At 73.9% G+C, this 16,553-nt stretch carries 15 protein-coding genes and 3 tRNA genes; 10 read left to right on the top strand and 8 right to left on the bottom strand.

What is annotated here, in order from left to right; translation table 11 throughout:
* Positions 1 to 15: 15 nt before the first annotated feature.
* Together ACFYTT_RS13615 and ACFYTT_RS13610 are read left to right on the top strand one after the other, a co-directional pair.
* Positions 16 to 591, top strand: a complete 576-nt coding sequence (locus ACFYTT_RS13615) for a phage tail protein (protein ID WP_387259211.1) — start codon at positions 16 to 18, stop codon at positions 589 to 591.
* Complete coding sequence (locus ACFYTT_RS13610; protein ID WP_387259208.1) at positions 578 to 1,819, top strand: NADase-type glycan-binding domain-containing protein; 1,242 nt, start codon at positions 578 to 580, stop codon at positions 1,817 to 1,819. Before ACFYTT_RS13615 ends, ACFYTT_RS13610 begins: the two co-directional genes overlap by 14 nt.
* Positions 1,820 to 1,880: 61 nt before the next feature.
* On the opposite strand, the gene ACFYTT_RS13605 is transcribed toward ACFYTT_RS13610, so the two are convergent.
* The 5 genes from ACFYTT_RS13605 to ACFYTT_RS13585 form a co-directional block, all read right to left on the bottom strand.
* Positions 1,881 to 2,693 (bottom strand): BTAD domain-containing putative transcriptional regulator, encoded by an 813-nt coding sequence (locus tag ACFYTT_RS13605; protein WP_161595076.1) that lies wholly within the window; start codon positions 2,691 to 2,693, stop codon positions 1,881 to 1,883.
* A 115-nt stretch (positions 2,694 to 2,808) separates the two neighbouring features.
* Positions 2,809 to 5,685, bottom strand: a complete 2,877-nt coding sequence (locus tag ACFYTT_RS13600) for an ATP-binding protein (RefSeq protein ID WP_387259206.1) — start codon at positions 5,683 to 5,685, stop codon at positions 2,809 to 2,811.
* 340 nt (positions 5,686 to 6,025) lie between these two features.
* Positions 6,026 to 6,100 (bottom strand) — tRNA-Val (locus ACFYTT_RS13595).
* 17 nt (positions 6,101 to 6,117) lie between these two features.
* Positions 6,118 to 6,188: transfer RNA gene (locus ACFYTT_RS13590), tRNA-Cys, on the bottom strand.
* Positions 6,189 to 6,222: 34 nt separating this feature from the next.
* A tRNA-Gly gene (locus tag ACFYTT_RS13585) sits at positions 6,223 to 6,295 on the bottom strand.
* A 305-nt stretch (positions 6,296 to 6,600) separates the two neighbouring features.
* Here ACFYTT_RS13585 and ACFYTT_RS13580 point away from each other — a divergent pair.
* A complete protein-coding gene (locus ACFYTT_RS13580; RefSeq protein ID WP_131056437.1) occupies positions 6,601 to 7,203 on the top strand; it encodes a TetR/AcrR family transcriptional regulator in 603 nt (200 codons plus the stop codon).
* Between the two features lie 85 nt (positions 7,204 to 7,288).
* The gene (locus ACFYTT_RS13575) at positions 7,289 to 7,864 is read left to right on the top strand and encodes a TIGR03086 family metal-binding protein (RefSeq protein ID WP_131056439.1); all 576 of its coding nucleotides are present in this window, start codon (positions 7,289 to 7,291) and stop codon (positions 7,862 to 7,864) included.
* 88 nt (positions 7,865 to 7,952) lie between these two features.
* Here the strand turns inward: ACFYTT_RS13575 and ACFYTT_RS13570 are convergent, their stop codons facing one another.
* Positions 7,953 to 8,864 carry a hypothetical protein gene (locus tag ACFYTT_RS13570; protein ID WP_176093111.1) on the bottom strand — a complete coding sequence of 304 codons (912 nt, stop codon included), beginning with the start codon at positions 8,862 to 8,864 and terminating at the stop codon, positions 7,953 to 7,955.
* 176 nt (positions 8,865 to 9,040) lie between these two features.
* Here ACFYTT_RS13570 and ACFYTT_RS13565 point away from each other — a divergent pair, with 176 nt between their 5' ends.
* Entirely contained in the window at positions 9,041 to 9,709 is a 669-nt protein-coding gene (locus ACFYTT_RS13565) for a methyltransferase (RefSeq protein WP_131057145.1), read from the top strand.
* Between the two features lie 72 nt (positions 9,710 to 9,781).
* Positions 9,782 to 10,963 carry a cytochrome P450 gene (locus tag ACFYTT_RS13560; protein WP_387259763.1) on the top strand — a complete coding sequence of 394 codons (1,182 nt, stop codon included), beginning with the start codon at positions 9,782 to 9,784 and terminating at the stop codon, positions 10,961 to 10,963.
* Positions 10,964 to 10,974: 11 nt separating this feature from the next.
* On the opposite strand, the gene bioD is transcribed toward ACFYTT_RS13560, so the two are convergent.
* Positions 10,975 to 11,712 carry a dethiobiotin synthase gene (gene bioD / locus ACFYTT_RS13555; RefSeq protein ID WP_131057143.1) on the bottom strand — a complete coding sequence of 246 codons (738 nt, stop codon included), beginning with the start codon at positions 11,710 to 11,712 and terminating at the stop codon, positions 10,975 to 10,977.
* Positions 11,700 to 12,836 carry an 8-amino-7-oxononanoate synthase gene (locus ACFYTT_RS13550; protein ID WP_387259761.1) on the bottom strand — a complete coding sequence of 379 codons (1,137 nt, stop codon included), beginning with the start codon at positions 12,834 to 12,836 and terminating at the stop codon, positions 11,700 to 11,702. Before ACFYTT_RS13550 ends, bioD begins: the two co-directional genes overlap by 13 nt.
* Before the next feature lie 197 nt (positions 12,837 to 13,033).
* Here ACFYTT_RS13550 and bioB point away from each other — a divergent pair, with 197 nt between their 5' ends.
* The 4 genes from bioB to ACFYTT_RS13530 all read left to right on the top strand — a co-directional run bounded on the left by bioB (position 13,034) and on the right by ACFYTT_RS13530 (position 15,871).
* Positions 13,034 to 14,029, top strand: a complete 996-nt coding sequence (gene bioB / locus ACFYTT_RS13545) for a biotin synthase BioB (protein ID WP_387259201.1) — start codon at positions 13,034 to 13,036, stop codon at positions 14,027 to 14,029.
* Positions 14,029 to 14,229, top strand: a complete 201-nt coding sequence (locus tag ACFYTT_RS13540; RefSeq protein WP_131051759.1) for a hypothetical protein — start codon at positions 14,029 to 14,031, stop codon at positions 14,227 to 14,229. Before bioB ends, ACFYTT_RS13540 begins: the two co-directional genes overlap by 1 nt.
* Positions 14,230 to 14,232: 3 nt before the next feature.
* On the top strand, positions 14,233 to 14,739 hold the full coding sequence (locus ACFYTT_RS13535; protein ID WP_131051760.1) for a GNAT family N-acetyltransferase: 507 nt from the start codon (positions 14,233 to 14,235) through the stop codon (positions 14,737 to 14,739).
* 172 nt (positions 14,740 to 14,911) lie between these two features.
* A complete protein-coding gene (locus ACFYTT_RS13530) occupies positions 14,912 to 15,871 on the top strand; it encodes a hypothetical protein (protein WP_131051761.1) in 960 nt (319 codons plus the stop codon).
* The last annotated feature ends 682 nt before the right edge of the window (positions 15,872 to 16,553 follow it).

Here is a 16,553-nt window from a genome sequence, read left to right as displayed (position 1 = left end):
GGAGAGGGGTGTCCCATGCGCGGCACGGTGGCGGGTCTCGGCACACCGCATCCGTTCGGCCGACGGCTGCCGGCGATCTACGCCACCGACGAGGTGGCCGGTCGGTTGCTCGCCGCCTTCGACGAGGTGCTGGCGCCGGTGCACGCGACGCTGGACAACCTCGCCGCATATCTGGACCCCCGGCTGGCTCCGGCCGACTTCGTCGACTGGCTCGCCGGTTGGGTGGCGGCCGAGACGGCACCGGGCTGGACGCTGACGCAGCGCCGTGAGGCGGTCGCCGGTGCGGTGGCGCGACACCGGGTACGCGGCACCGCGCAGGGCCTGGCGGAGCAGGTGCAGATGGTCTTCGGAGTCCGGCCGGAGATCACCGAGAACGGTGGCACGGCCTGGTCGTCGACATCCGGTGGGCCGCTGCCGGGTACGGCGACGCCCGCCCTGGCCGTGACGGTGCGGGTCGCCGAGCCGGACCGGGTGCCGCTGGACGCGCTACGCGCCCTGGTGGAGGCGAACCGGCCGGCGCACGTACCCTGCACGGTCCGGGTCGTCGCCGACGGGCAGCCGGCGGAAGGCGACGACGATGGAGCGCTGTGAGCGGTGCGTACCGGCCGAACCCGGCAGCGCCTTCTGCGGGGTCTGCGGATCGTTCCTCGACTGGGAACAGTCCGCGGACGCGCCCCCGCCCGTCCGGCCGTCGAGCACGCCCCGTTCCGGCCCGACCGCGCCCGACCCGGGCACCGGTGACGGCCCCGGCGACCCGACGCCGTGGTTCGACGCACCGGACCCCGACACTGCGCAGTCCCCGGCCGCCGACACCGCCACCGCGCACACCCGTTCCCCCGGGACCACCGCCGACGACACCCGTTCCCCCAGAAGCGGCGCCGACGACGCCCCGGCGGCCGGAACGACCCCGGGGACCCCGGCCGGCGCGCCGGCCCCGGCGACCACGGTGGACGCGTGGGCAGCGACCGCCCCGGCGGCCGAGCAGGCCCCGGCGGAGGTGGTGGAGGCGGTCCAGCCGGCCCGCCCGTCGACCCGCCGGCCCGTCGTCCGGGAACGCCCACCGTCGACCGAGGACGATGCCGGCGACGTCGTCTGCCCGGTCTGCGGGACCGGCAACCCGCCGGGCCGCAGGTTCTGCCGACGGTGCGGGAGCGCCCTCGACGCCCGGACCGGCCCGTCCGGACGGGAGTCGTGGTGGCGCCGCCTGCGCCGAGCCGTGATCCGGGCCGCGAACTGGATGTTCCGGCCCCGCTCCGGCGTCGCGGGTCTGGTACGCCGCCTCGCCGCCCTGCTGCTCGTCGTCGCCCTGCTCGCCGGGCTCGCGTACGGCGTGACACGCTTCGGTCCCCAGGCCGGCGACGCCGTACGGGACCGGCTCGCCGACCCGCAGCCGGTGAGCCCGGTGTCGGTCCAGGCGTCGAGTCAGGCGGGCGGTCACCCGGCGGAGGCGGTCGTCGACGGACTCAGCAACAGCTACTGGTCCCCCACCGCCGAGGGCACCGGTGCCGGAGAGTACGTGGAACTCACCTTCGCCTCCCCGTTCCGGCTGCTCGACCTGATCGTGCACTCCGGCGTCTCGGCGCAACGGGACGTGTTCCTGCGGCAGGCCCGCCCGGCGGTGCTGGAACTGACGCTCTGGACCGGCGGCGGCACCTCGGAGACCCGGACGCTCCAGCTCGGCGACCAGGCCGGCCCGCAGACCTTCCACCAGGTCGTCGACGACGTGGTGCGGGTACGCCTCACCGTCCGGGAGAGCTACGGCAGCGCCGCCGGCCGTCGGACCGCCATCGCCGAGGTGGAGTTCTTCCGCCGCCCCTGAGCGTGCCGCGTCGCCCCGCACGGCACCCGATGCCCGTGCGGCGCTCAGGCCGCGCGGGGGCTCAGGCCGCGCGGGCCGACTCGGGCACCCCGAGCGTGCGCAGCACCCGGTCGTACGCGCAGCGCGTCCGCGCCGCCGCAGCCGTGTCCCCGGAGCGCTGGTGCGCCTCGGCCAGCACCCGCCACGCGTCGTCCCGGAACCCGTCGATCTCCAGCCCGCGTCGGGCCGCCGCAGCCGCCCCGGCGAGGTCGCCCGCCTCCAGTTCGCGCGCGGCGAGTGTCGCCGCCGCCTCCGCCGCCAACGTGCGGTAGCGGTCCCGGTCGGCCACCACCCACTCCGCCGGCCCGTCCTCCGGCAGCAGGTCACCGGTGTACTGGGCGAGGGCCTCCCGCAGGGCCGCCGTCGCGACGCCCCGCTGCCCCGCGCCCACGTCGCGACGCCACACCGCCACCGCGTGCTCGAACGACCGCACGTCGCAGCGGGCGGTGCGCGGCAGGTCCAACAGGTACGACTCGCCGTCCCGACGCACGAACCGGGACTCGCCGCGCCGTACGCCCGGTTCGAGGAACGCCCGCAACGTGGAGACGCCGACGTGCAGGTTGCGGATGCCGGACCCGACCGGCAGCTCCGGCCAGAGCGCCGTCAGGATGGTCTCCCGGTGTACCGGCCGACCACCGTGGGCGGCCAGGAAACGCAGCAGTGCGCGGACCCTCGGCCGTACCGTCGTCCACTCCAGCCGCCGCCCCGGGATCTCCAGATGGAACCCGCCGAAACAGCGGACCACGAGCGGTGCGGCGTCCGACGGCTGCGCAGCGGTCGACCCCGGTTCCTCGACCGCCCGTCCCCGGAGCGGCTGATGGCTCGAATACCTCATCTTCCGGAACTCCTCCGTCCCCCATCGGTCGCCGTGCCCACCACAGATGCTGCGCCGATCACCGCGCGTAGACATCAGTCAGTTGACGCATACCGATCTCGGCGGCGTCACAGGGTCAGGACTCGGCGCCGGAGACCGCCTCCCGGCGCAGCGCCTCGCGGGCGATCTCGACCCGGCTCCGCACGCCGAGTTTGCCGAGGACATGCGAGATGTGGGTCTGCACGGTACGCCGTGACAGGTACATCTCCCGGGCGATGTCCGGTGTGGACCGCCCCTCCGCCACCAGCGCGGTCACCCGCGCCTCGGTCGGGGTGAGCGCCTCCCAGCCGACCTGCGCGCGGGCCGGCCGGGGACCCCGGACACCCCGACGGACACCGAGACGCCGCAGCCGCCGCTCGGCCCGGCGCACGTCCCAGACCGCGCCGAGGCCGTCGTACCCGTCGACCGCCTCGCCCAGCAGCGTCCTCGCCTCGGCCGCCGAGCCGCGCCGGGCGAGTACCGCCGCCAGGTCCTCCAGCGTGCCGGTCAACTCGACCGGGGACCCGACCGACCGGTAGTACGCGACCGCCTCGCGCAGCGGTGCCGGATCGTCCTCGTGCAGCCCCTGACACCGGCGCAACGCCGCCGCGGCCCGACCCGGCCGGGACTCCGCCGCGGTCTCGGCCCGGCACGCCTCCACCGCCGCCCGGGCCGCCGCCGCGTCGTCGGCCGCCACCGCGAGCCGCACCAGCTCGGGCGTCCACTGGTGGAGCAGGGTCATCTCACCGGGCCCACGGTCCAGGACCACCGACAGCTCCGCCAGCGCCCGCGCCGGATCCCCGGCCTGCTCGGCGGCGAGCGACCGCGCGGCCAGCAGGAAGTCGCGATTCTCCCGGTCGGCGACGGTACGCACGGGAAGCTCCAGACCGGCGCGTAGGTGCGCGGTCGCGACGGCGGTGTTCCCGCGACGCCCGGCGATCACCGCGGCGACGCCGTGCCAGAGCAACGCCGGCCCGCGCTCCCGCAGCCCGGAGTACGTGATCGCCGTGCTGTCCCGTTCGAGGCCGTCGAGTTCGGCGAGCGCGTCGTCCCAGCGACCGAGCCAGTACAGCAGCACGGCGGCAGTGAGCGTCGAGACGCCCCGACCGGGCCCGCCGTCGCGCTGACCCAGGTCGCGTGCCCGGCACAGGGTCTCCTGCGCCGCCGGCCACCGGTCGAGGTTCTGCAGACTGAAGATCCGGCCGTCGAAGGCGAACGTCCGCAGGTCGGCGTACTCGGGTGCGTCGCCCAGCACGGCCAGCGCCCGGTCCGCGTAGTCGAGGGCGGCGACGTGGTCGCGGCGGACCGAGTGGGTCAGCCACAGGTCGGTCAACGCGTACGCGACGGCGAAGGCGTCCCCGGCCTCCTCCCCCACCCGCAACGCCTCCCGGGCGGTGCTGTCCGCCGTACCCAGGTCGCCGTTGCTCGCCCGGTTGACCATCGACAGCGAGGCCAGCAGGCGGGCCTGCCACACCGCCGGTACGGCCGGCCGCCGCAGCGCCGCACCCAGCACGTCCAGCGCCTCCTCGTTGCGCCCCTGGCCGAACAGCGTGCGGGCCAGGATCGAGGACATCTCGGCCTGTTGTCCCGGCGCGGTCGGCAGCGTCAACGCCGCCCGCGCCCGGGCGGCGGCCTCGGAGTGACGCCCGGCGTCGAGCAGCACCCGGGCCAGTTCCACCGAGAGCACCGCCTGGTCGGCCCGGTCGAGCGGGCTCACCGACAACTCGCGGTGCAGCAACTCCACCGCGATGTCCGGGGCACGGGCCGCCAACGCCGGTGCCGCCTCGACCACCCACGTACGGGTCCACTCGTCACCGGTGTGCCCGGCCGCCAACAGTTGCTGGGCCACCCGCAGCGGCTCGGCGCCGGCACCCGCCAACGTCCGCGCCGCCTCGCAGTGCAGCGCCGCACGCAGCGCCGCCGGCATGCTGTCGTAGAGCGCCTGCCGGATCAGCGGATGCCGGAAGGCGAGTTGGTCGCCGACGCCGACGACGATCCCGGCGGTGACCGCGTTCTGCAGCCCTTCGGCCAGGTCCGACGCGGTCCGGCGCAGCACTGCGGCAAGGTCGGTGACGGCGAACTCGCCACCGAGCAGCGATGCGGTCCGCAACATCTGGGCGGTGGCCGCCGACACCACGCTGAGCCGGTCGGTCAGCGCTGCCGCGAAGGAGGCGGGCACCCGGTCGAGGGCGTCGTCGGAGAGTTCACCGCCGCTCGGCACCGCACCGGCGGTCTGCTCCCGCGCCAGGGCGTCGAGCAGTTCACGCAGATAGAGCGGATTGCCCATGGCCCGCCCGAGCAGACGGTCCAGGCCCGGTCCGGGTGGCGCGCCGAGGACCCCGGTGGTCATCGTGCGGACGTCGTCCGGGCTGAGCGCGCCGAGCGCCAGCAGCGTGCCGCCCCGGCGCAGGGTGGCGGCCCGCAACGTCTGGACGTCCTGCCGGGTCGGCACCGGACGGGTGGCGCTGACCAACAGCAGCGGAAGCTCCTCGACCGCGAGGGCGAGCCGGTGCCACAGCATCAACGACGCCTCGTCGGCCCATTGCAGGTCGTCGAGGACGAGCACCGTCGGGCCGTCCGCACACAACTCGTCGACCAGCGACACGAGCATTTCCGTCGCCGTACCGGCGATGTCGTCGGCAGCGAAAAGCCCTGGCCGACGGTCCCGCAGGAACACGGCGATGCGTGCCCGGCGCGGATCCGGCGAACGCGGCCGGACCTGGAGACAGTCCAGCATCACCCGCAACGGAAAGCGGTGGGACAACTGGTCGGCAGTCCCCCACAGCACCTCACGGCTGCCGCCCTCCCGGGCAGTCAGACCGGCTGCGACCAGGGCAGACTTACCGATGCCCGCCTCGCCCTCCACCCACAGCACCGACCCACGGCCCTGGCCGGCGGCCTCGGCGGCGGCGTGCAACACGGCCAGTTCCTTTTCCCGTCCGGCCCAGACAGTTGGCAGATCAACTGGAAACATGGCGAATGCACCCGAACGGAATGGACCGCGAAGCGACGCGCATCGGTGCATATTAGCCGACCGTCACGCCCGAACCTGACCACGAATTGAACACCGAGAATGTGGCTCGCATTTCCTGGGCTCGCTTTTCCCACCGCGACCGCATCCGTGCTGCGTACCACCCCCGGCGGGCACGCCCCCACCGCACCGTCCCCCGCGCCGCACCGCCCCCGCGCCCGGATGCCTCCCGGCGGGCGGGGACGCGACACGACCACGGGGGGATGACGGGGCCAGCCGGTCACCCGAAGACGAATCGGCCCGCTATCAGGATCTGATAGCGGGCCGCTCGAACTGCGATCGATGGTGGGCGATACTGGGTTTGAACCAGTGACCTCTTCCGTGTCAAGGAAGCGCGCTCCCACTGCGCCAATCGCCCGTGCTGTTGTTACACCGAGGTGGGGACGGGATTTGAACCCGCGTACACGGCTTTGCAGGCCGTTGCCTCGCCTCTCGGCCACCCCACCGAGGTTGCCCCCGTCACGCGTGGCGGCAGCTCCGAGCGGACGACGGGATTCGAACCCGCGACCCTCACCTTGGCAAGGTGATGCGCTACCAGCTGCGCTACGTCCGCACGTCTCCGGTTTTCCGGTGACGGATGAGAACTTTAGCCGAGCGGTGGAACGGTTGCCAAATCGGGCCCCACCCGGCGCGCCCGGTTCCGCCGTGCGACAGACCGCGCCCCGCGAGCTTCCTAGGAGCCTGCACCGGTTGCTCCTGATCGCGGCCAACGGTGGAGGGCCGCGCAAGAGCAGGACCGCAGCTCGGTAGACGGCCCGGGACGGACGTCGCGAGTGTCCGGGTTCCGACTGTCGCAAGCCGGATCACCAGGGGTTTGGTGACACGCCGTGTCCGTCTTGATGGGCTACGGTGACGGACGTGACGAGACGTGCGGCCGAGATCCGCCTGGATGCCCTGCTGCGCACCGCTTGTGACGTGATCGTGCAGCGGGGGCTGGCGAACACCCGCACGGCGGACGTGGCGCAGGCCGCCGGGGTGAGCCAGGCCCTGGTCTTCTACCATTTCGCCACCAAGGAACGCCTGCTCGCGCAGGCCTTCGCGTACGCGGTCGAACAGGATCTGGCCCGGCTGGACACGGTGACCCGGTCCAGTGCCCCGCCGCTGACCAAGCTCCGCCGCATCCTCCGGCTCTACACTCCTGCCGGTCGACCCACCTCCTGGTCCATGTGGATCGACGGCTGGTCGGAGTCGCTGCGTACCCCGGAGTTGGAGAAGGTCTCCCGCAAGTTGGACCTGCGGTGGCGGCAGGACCTCGCGACGGTGATCTCCGACGGGGTCCGCGAGGGTGTCTTCGAGTGCACCGACCCGGCGGGCGCGGCCTGGCGGATCAGCGCGGTCATGGACGGCCTGGCGGTCCAGCTCGCGGTGCACGACCGGGTGATCTCCCGACGGCAGTTCGCCGAGTGGGTACGCCTGGTGACCGCCCGGGAACTGGGCCTCGATCCGGCGCAGCTCGACTGAGCCCGCACCGCACCGACCACCAGGCCGTCTCCGGCACCCTGGCGAACCGCCGTCGGAGGCGGTCGGCGACGACGACAATGACGCCATGGATCTGCTCGAGGTGTACCGACGCAGTCTGGTGGAGTTCACCGACCGGGTGGAACAGGTCGGCGGTGGGCAGTGGTCGGCGGTGACCCCGTGCCCGGGGTGGGACGTCCGCACCCTGGTCAACCACGTCGTCGGTGAACAGCGCTGGAGTGTCGCGCTGCTCGCCGGCCGGACCATCGCGCAGGTCGGCGACCGGTACGACGGCGACCAGCTCGGTGACGATCCGGTCGTGGCGGCGCGTGACGCGGCGGCACAGGCCGAGTTGGCCGCCGCCTCCCCCGGCGCGCTGCACCGCACCGTACACCTCTCGGCCGGCGACACGCCCGCCGAGGAGTACCTGCACCAACTGCTCGCCGAGCATCTCGTCCACGGGTGGGACCTGGCCGTGGCGATCGGCGTCGACCCGAGGATGGACGCCGACGCGGTCGCCGAGTGCGCCCGGTGGTTCCGCCGCGCCGTCGGTGACTACCGGAGCAACGGGCTGGTGCACGACCAGGTCGACGTCTCACCGCAGGCCGACGAGCAGGACCGGCTGATCGGCGCGTTCGGCCGCGATCCCGGCTGGGCACCGTAACCGCCCGCCGCACGGCGTGACGAGTACGGCGGCCGGCGCGGGAGATCCCGCGCCGGCCGCACCCCCGGTGTGTGAAGTACGCGAGCGGTCAGCCCAGCCGACCACCGTCACGGGGTACCGTCCGCCAGCGCTGGCGCGGCCCGGGTTGCCGCTCCCAGCGGTCCGCGGCGCTCACCGAGACGCCGTCGGCGGGTACCGGTTCCGGATCCTTGGTCAACTGCCGCAGCCGCATCAGCAGGCCGACGCCGAGGAACAGCAGCAGCCCACCGAGCAGGAAGGCGACCTCGGTCAGGCCGAGCCCCGCCCCGGTCTGCGAGACGTTGCCGGCGGCTCCGGCGTCCGGCGCGGCGGCTCCGCCACCGGCGGCACCGGCATCGACCCTCTCCCCCGGTCCCTCCTCCGGCGGGTCCTCCGTCGGCTGCGGCTCCAGTTCCCGAGGCGACTCCGACGGCGTCGCCCCGGTCGGGTTCGGCGCCGCCGTCGGCCGGGCCGCCCCCTGGCCACCGACCACGTCGCGGGTCGCGGTCTGACGGGACAGCAACTGCAGGTTCTGGTCGTACGCCTCGACGGCGAGCTGGACCTGCCCCTGGTCGGCGTTCCGGGCGAACGCGATCCGGTACTGGGCGGTCACCGTACGCCCCGGGCAGAGCGTGCCCGGGTCGAGTTGCCGGTCGGTCAACCGGGCCGCGTTGCCCTCGGTCCGCACCTGCACCGGGAACGAACCGTTCTCCTCGATCCGGTCGATCCGCACCTGGTCCAGCCGTACGCCCTGCACACCGACCACCATCGACCAACGCACCTTGATGCAGCCGCCCTGGTCGGAGCGGGACACCACGGCGGAGACCGTCTCCACCCGCCCTCCGGCGGTGAACCGGTCCGGCAGGCCGCTGAGTTCGGTGGCGAACGCCGCCTGTGCCGGCGCGGACATGGCCAGGTGCACACCGGTGACGCAGGCCAGTACCACCCCGATCCGTAGCGTGTTCCGCCACAGCCTTCTCACGATCTGTCCTCCTGTTGGTCGCCTCCATCGGCCACGCTATGAGGGCCGGGCGCCAGCCGGTAGACGGGCGTGTTCGCACGTGGTGTGAAGCAAGATGCCCCTTTTCACGTACGGTATTGAACCGGTCACGCGACACCCGCGACACGCCGAACAGGGTCACGATGGACAATCACCGGGTGTCCGCTCTCTCCGCCGCCTTCGTCCAGTTGCACGCCCGGCTCGGTCCCGTCGCCTTCGTCCCCGAGGTACGGCTGCACCAGGCGGACGAGCCGATCGGCCTCTGGGAGCTGACCGAGGGTGAGTTCCGCAGCGACCGGCCGCCGCCGTTCTGGGCCTTCGCCTGGGCGGGCGGCCAGGGCCTCGCCCGGTACGTCACCGACCACCCGGACCTCGTCGCCGGCCGGCGGATCCTCGACTTCGCCTCCGGCTCCGGCCTGGTGGCGATCGCCGCCGCCAGGGCCGGTGCCGCCGCCGTGCGCGCGGTGGAGGTCGACGAGCTGGCCGTCGCGGCGGTCGCGCTCAACGCCGAGGCCAACGGGGTACGCGTCGACGCCGAACTCGGCGACGTCCTCGATCGGGACGCCGGGGACGCCGAGGTGGTGCTCGCCGGCGACGTGTTCTACAGCGAGGCGATGGCCAACCGGGTCCTGCGGTTCCTGCTGCGCGCCGCCCGGTCCGGGGCCACCGTGCTGGTCGGCGATCCCGGACGCGCCTTCCTGCCCCGGGACCGCTTCGACGAGCTGGCCGCCTACGACGTGCCGGTCAGCGAGGCGCTGGAGAGCGTACGGGTGAAGCGCACCACGGTGTGGCGGCTACGCGCGGGACGGCCGTCGGCGGCCCGCTAGCGTGACGCGGTGCTGTTCCGCGCCTGGGAGCAGGCCCCGGAGGCGACCGCGAGCGCCGGGGCCGGTGCCGCCATGGCCGATGCCCGGGGAGCCGGGTCCGCCGGAGCCGGTGCGGGGGCGGGTGTCGACCCGGTCCGGGTCGTCGACCACGTGGGTGTCGCCCATCTGCTGGTGACCCGGCACGCGCTGGTGCGGCAGGTGCTGACCGACCCGGTGACGTACCGCCCGGACAACGCCCTGGACGCGGTGACCCCGATCCCGGTGGCCGCGCTGCGCGTCCTCGCCGCGCACCGGTTCCGGTTGCCGCCCACGCTGGCCAACAACGGCGGGGCCGACCACCCGGGGATCCGCGCGCTGGTCGCCGACGCGCTGCACCCGAGGCGGGTGGCCGAGCAGCGGGACTGGCTCGCCGCGCTGGTCCGCCGACGGGTGGCCGGTCTGGACGCGACGCTCGACGAGGGCGTGCCCGTCGACCTGCACGCCGCGCTCGCCGCCGACCTGCCGCTGCTGGTCCTGGCCCGGCTGGTCGAGTTGCCCGACGCGCCGGTGGCGGCGGTGAAGGAGTTCGCCCGCGCCGCGCTGGAACTGTTCTGGGCACCCCTGGACGCCGACCGGCAGCAGGCCCTCGCCACCGAGGTGGGTCGCTTCCACCGGGTGCTGCGCGAGTTCGCGGTCACCGGCGGCGGGCTCGCCGCGTCGTTGCGGGACGCCGGGCACCCGCCCGACGTGGTGGTCGGCGCACTGTTCTTCCTGCTGGTCGCCGGCCAGGAGACCACCTCGCAGTTCCTCACTCTGCTGATGCACCGGCTGATCGGGGAACCGACCGTGCTCGCCGGGCTGCGCGACGGCACGGTGGCGGTCACCGACGTCGTCGAGGAGGGGCTGCGACGGGAACCGCCGATCGTCACCTGGCGGCGGGTCGCCGCCGTGGACACCACGCTGGGCGGGACGGCGGTGGCGGCGGGCACCAGCATCGTGCTCTGGCTGGCTGGTGCCGGACGCGACCCGGCGGTCGTCGAGTCACCGGACGGGTTCCGGCCGGGGCAACGCGGGTCACGCCGGCACCTGGCCTTCGGCGCGGGCGTACACCGCTGCGTGGGCGACCAACTCGCCCGGATGGAGGCGGCGACCGTGGTGACCGAGGTGGCGCCGCTGCTGGCCCGGGTCCGTGTGCTCCGCGCACCCCGCTACCCGGACAACCTCACCTTCCGGATGCCGGACGCCCTGGTCGTGACGCGCGCCCCGCTCGGTTGATCTCGTCGGCCTCAGTTGATCTCGTCGGCCCAGGCCCGCCAGTCGTCGAGCACGCCGTACAACGCCGGGGTCAGCCAGCCCGGCGCGGACCGCCGGAACACCCCCGGGTCCATCGCCCCGGCCCCGGACGGCAACGCACCGAGCAGGTTCGGCAGCAGGTCGCTGACGTTGGCCCAGTGCACCAGCTCCGGGTCGGCCGGCCAGGCGCCGATCACCACACCCGCCGGCACCGCTCGCCGGTCCAGCGCCTCCAGGGTGAGCGCGGTGTGGTTGAGGGTGCCGAGACCCGCGCGGGCCACCACCACCGCCGGGGCACCCAACGACACCGCCAGGTCGGCCACCGTCCACGCCTCGCCCGAGGGTCGCAGCCCCATCGGGACGAGCAGCCCACCGGCGCCCTCGATCAGCACCAGGTCGTGCTTCTCCGCCTCCTCGCGGATCGCGTCGACGGCGTTGTACAACTCCAGCGGCGGCAGGTCCGCCACCCGGGCTGCGGCCAACGGGGCGAGCGGATCGGGGTAGGCGGCCAGCGTGCGGGCGGTCATCGGGGCGGAGAGCCGGGTGACCGCCTCGACGTCGCCGGGCTCACCGGTGGCCGTACCCGTCTGGCCGGGTTTGACCACCGCCACCCGCAGCCCGGCCGCCTGCGCGGCGGCCGTGATCGCGGCGGTCACCACCGTCTTGCCGACCTCGGTGTCGGTCCCGGTGACCAGCACCGGTCCGCGCCACTGATCCGTCACGGCGCACATTCCACGATGACCTCCAGGGCCCGCTCGAAGTCCGCCCGGGACGGCCCGGCACCGATGGTGAGCCGCAGCCGGGACCGGCTGTCCGGGGTCGAGGGCGGCCGGAAACAGCCGACCGCCACGCCCCGGTCCCGGCAGGCGGCGGCCCAGGCGGTCGCCGCCTCCGGGCCGGCGGCGGTGACCGAGACGACGGCGGCGTCCGGGACGGAGACCTCCAGGCCGGCGGCGCGCAGGCGGGCCACCGCGAGCGTGGCGCGGGCGGCCAGTTCGGCGCGGAGGGCGTCGCCGTCACGGGCCAGCCCGACGGCGGCGTGCACCCCGGCGGCCACGGCCGGCGGCAGCGCGGTGTCGTAGATGAAGGTCCGGGCGGTCTCCACCAGGTGCCGGACGAACTCGGCCGGACCGGCCACCACCCCGCCGGCACCACCGAGCGCCTTGGAGAGGGTGGCGGTGACCACCACGTCCGGCGCGCCGGTCAGCCCGGCGGCGGCCACCGCACCGGCCCCGGCCGGACCGACGACACCGAGCGCGTGCGCGTCGTCGACCAGCAGCAGCGCCCCGTGCGCGCGGGCGGTCGCGTGCAGCTCGGCCAGGGGCGCCAGGTCACCGTCGACGGAGAAGACCGACTCGGTGACCACCACCGCCGGACGGCCGGGTGCCCCGGCCAGGGCCGCCGCCACCGCGTCGACGTCGGCGTGCGGGGTCACCACGGTCTCCGCGCCGGAGATGCGACACCCGTCGATCAGGCTGGCATGGTTGTGCGCGTCGGAGACCAGCAGCGTGCGGGGCCGCACCAGCGCCCGGACCGCGCCGAGGTTGGCGAGGTAGCCGGAGGAGAAGACCAGCGACCGGTCGGTGCCGAGCCAGTCGGCGAGCGCGTCCTCCAACGCGTGGTGGGCGTCGGTGGAGCCGCGCACCAGTCGTGAGCCGGTCGCGCCCAGCCCGTACTCGGAGAGCGCCTTGGCCGCCGCCGCGACCACCTCGGGATGCGCGGAGAGGCCCAGGTAGTCGTTGCCGGCCAGGTCCACCACGGCGTCGTCGGCGGTACGCGGACGCAGCCGACGGGTCAGTCCCGCCTTGGCCCGCAGGTCCGCGCGGCGTGCCAGGGCCGCCAGCCAGTCCGCCACCACCACGCCCCTTCCCCGCCGGTTTCCACCGTCAGGCGTCGTCGCCCGGTCGCACGTCGTCGCCCCGGGCGCTTCCGCCGGGCGAAGTTACCACCCGTCCGGGCCGCCCCGGCGTGGCGCCGTACGGCTCGCCGGAGGGCACCGGGGCGGGGCCGCGCACGTTTCCGCCCGTCGGACGGCCTTGTAGGGTACGTGCCATGCCAGAGATCCTCGACCAGGCCCGTGCCCAGGTGCTGGAGGGTGGCGTCGGCCTGGACCAGGCCGGTGTCCTCGCGGTGCTCAACCTGCCCGACGAGCACCTGACCGCCACGCTCCAGCTCGCCCACGACGTGCGGATGCGCTGGTGCGGCCCGGAGGTCGAGGTCGAGGGCATCGTCTCGCTGAAGACCGGCGGCTGCCCGGAGGACTGCCACTTCTGCTCGCAGTCCGGGCTGTTCACCTCGCCGGTGCGGTCGGTCTGGCTGGACATCCCGTCGCTGGTCGAGGCCGCCAAGCAGACCGCCGCGACCGGGGCGACCGAGTTCTGCATCGTGGCCGCCGTCCGCGGCCCGGACGCGCGACTGATGACGCAGATGCGCGAGGGCGTCGCCGCGATCAAGGCCGAGGTCGACATCCAGGTCGCCGCCTCGCTCGGCATGCTCAGCCAGGAGCAGGTCGACGAGCTGGTCGCCATGGGTGTGCACCGGTACAACCACAACCTGGAGACCTGCCGGTCGTACTTCCCGAACGTGGTCACCACGCACTCGTGGGAGGAGCGCTGGGAGACGCTGCGGATGGTCCGCGAATCCGGCATGGAGGTCTGCTGCGGCGGCATCCTCGGGCTCGGCGAGACGGTCGAGCAGCGGGCCGAGTTCGCCGCCCAGCTCGCCGAACTGGACCCGCACGAGGTGCCGCTGAACTTCCTCAACCCCCGGCCGGGCACCCCGCTCGGCGACCGTCCGGTGGTCGAGGGCAAGGACGCGCTGCGCGCCATCGCCGCGTTCCGGCTCGCCATGCCGCGCACCATCCTGCGGTACGCGGGCGGCCGGGAGATCACCCTCGGCGACCTGGGCACCCGCGACGGCCTGCTCGGCGGCATCAACGCGGTGATCGTCGGCAACTACCTGACCACCCTCGGTCGACCGGCCACCGACGACCTCAAGCTGCTCGACGACCTCAAGATGCCGGTCAAGGCGCTGTCGGCGACGCTCTGATGCCGATGGGCGAGCTGGTCGGGACGTGGTGCGACCGCTGCGGTGAGGCCGTGGCGGTCGGCGACCACGAAGGCTGCGCGGCGGCCCGCACCCTGGAACCGCCCCGGTACTGCGCCGGATGCCGACGCCGGATGAAGGTGCAGGTGCTGCCGGTCGGCTGGTCCGCCACCTGCGTCGAACACGGCGAACAGCGAGGCTGAGGCGTGACGTTGCGCGGAGAGACGGTGACCCTGCGGCGGGCGACGGCCGACGACGTGCCCACGCTCGCCGCCATCCGTGCCGAGCCCGAGGTCCGTCGCTGGTGGCGCGGCGACGACGACCTGACCGCCGCCGTCGAGGCCGACCTCGCCGACGACGACCTCGAGGTGTACGTCGTCGAGCACGACGACCGGGTGGTCGGGGCGATCCAGTGGTACGCCGAGAACGACCCCGACTACCGCCACGCCGGACTGGACATCTTCCTCGACCCGTCGGTACGCGGCCGGGGCCTCGCCGGAGACGCCATCCGCACCCTGGTCCGGCACCTGGTCGACGCCCACGGCCACCACCGCTTCACCATCGACCCGGCGGCGGCCAACACCGCCGCGATCCGCGCGTACGCGAAGGCCGGCTTCCGCACCGTCGGCGTCCTCCGTCGCTACGAGCGCGGCGCCGACGGCCGCTGGCACGACGGCCTCCTGATGGACCTGCTCGCCGACGACCTCCGCTGACCCCACCCGAGCCGCGACCCTCGCGCGCTTCTGATGGGTGCGCTGGGTGTGATGTAAGGAAGGGCCCCCTGCTAACGCCTCGTGTATAGCAGGGGACCCTTCCTAACATCCCCGCCGTCGCAGCGCCGGAAATCCGCTGGCGCCCCGCCGCTGGAATGTCCAGAGTCGGACGATGCCGCCCCTCGTACCCGATGATCGTGCCGACCCGCTGGAGTGGCTGGCCTTCGCGCAGGCCGGAGTCCTCACCACCGCCCAGGCGCTGACCGTGCTGACCGAGGGCACGCTACGGGGTCTCGTCCGTTCCCGCCGATGGCGCTCCGTCGGCCGTGGCCTGCTGCTCTCCGGCAACGGCCGACTCACCCGGACCCAACAACTCTGGGTGGCCGTCCTGGCCTGCGGACGCGGCGCGGTCCTCGCCGGTCCCACCGCAGCTACCGAGGCCGGAGTACGCGGCCTGCGGCCTGAGCCGCTGCACGTCCTCGTGCCGTCGACCCGCCGGTCCGGGCGTACCACCCTGCGCCGGCTGCCGCTCGACATGGCCGCCGTGGTGGTGCACCGGACGTCGCTGCTGCCCGCCGACCACCTTCAGGTCGGCCGGCCGCCCCGGACCAGCACGGCACGTGCCCTGGTGGACGCGGCGAGTTGGGCACCTTCGACCCGCGCGGCGCAGGAGGTGCTGGCTGCCGGGTGCCAGCAGAGGCGGGTACTGCCCGAGGAGATCACCGCCGTGCTCGACGTCCTGCCCCGGGCACCACGGCGACGACTGATCCGGCAGACCGTCGACGACATCGCCGGTGGCGCGCAGGCGCTCAGCGAGATCGACTTCGTCCGGCTCTGCCGCCGCGCCGGGCTGCCGGCACCGGACCTACAGGAGCGACGAACCGACACCACCGGTCGTACGCGCTGGCTCGACGCGTACTGGCGCGAGTGGCGGATCCATGTGGAGATCGACGGGGCGCACCACATGGACGTACGCCAGTGGGCGGCGGACATGCAGCGGCAGAACGACGTCTGGACGACGGGTGACCGCATCCTGCGCTTTCCCGCCTGGCTGGTACGCGCCCACCCCGACCAGGTCGCCGACACGGTCCGCCGCGCCCTCGTCGCCGCCGGTTGGCGTCCGGACTCGTGAATCTTGGACGGTTGCCGTCACTGTCGAACGGAAATTGTCCACGATCGCCGGACACGCTGCACCGTAAGCGCGAGGTACCGCGTCCTGCGAACGGACGGAGCGGACGCGGTAAGCAGGGACGGGCCGGAGCGGACCCGGACGGAGCAGACCCGGACGGAGCAGACCCGGTTGGCGGGTACGGGCCGGGTGGATCGGGTGGTGACGGCGAGAACGGCCGCCGGAGGGACACCGGCGGCCGTTCTCGGGTGGTTGGTCATCGGGTCTCCCGCCGATCAGCCGGAGGAGATGGCACAAGCTTGCCTGCGGATGGGGCCCACCGATCTCAGGCGAACGGTCCGACCTGGGCAGACGGGCGGGTCCCGTGTCGGGACGTCGGGGTGGAATCAGGGGCCGCCAGCGGCGTGTCGGTGTAACGCGATTCGGCCCGCCGACGCTACCCCCGCCGGCCCAGAATCGCCCGCGCCCCGGCTTGCATCCCGACGAGACGCTCGCGCCGTTCCGGATCGGCCTTCCCGGAACGCTCGCTCCTATGGTGCCGCTCGGCCTTCCCAAACCGGTGAACGCCAGATTACATTGCTACTCATCCATGGGAGCGCTCCCGGTCCTGCTGGAGCCACTCTGCCACCACCGCCGGCAGCCGTCCACCCCGACGCGTGCGCGTCGACGCTGCCTGCCCCGTACG

The sequence above is a fragment of the Micromonospora sp. NPDC003816 genome (genome assembly GCF_042874705.1).
In the GTDB taxonomy this organism is placed as follows: Bacteria; Actinomycetota; Actinomycetes; order Mycobacteriales; family Micromonosporaceae; genus Micromonospora.
This window is presented reverse-complemented; position numbering and strand designations above follow the sequence as displayed.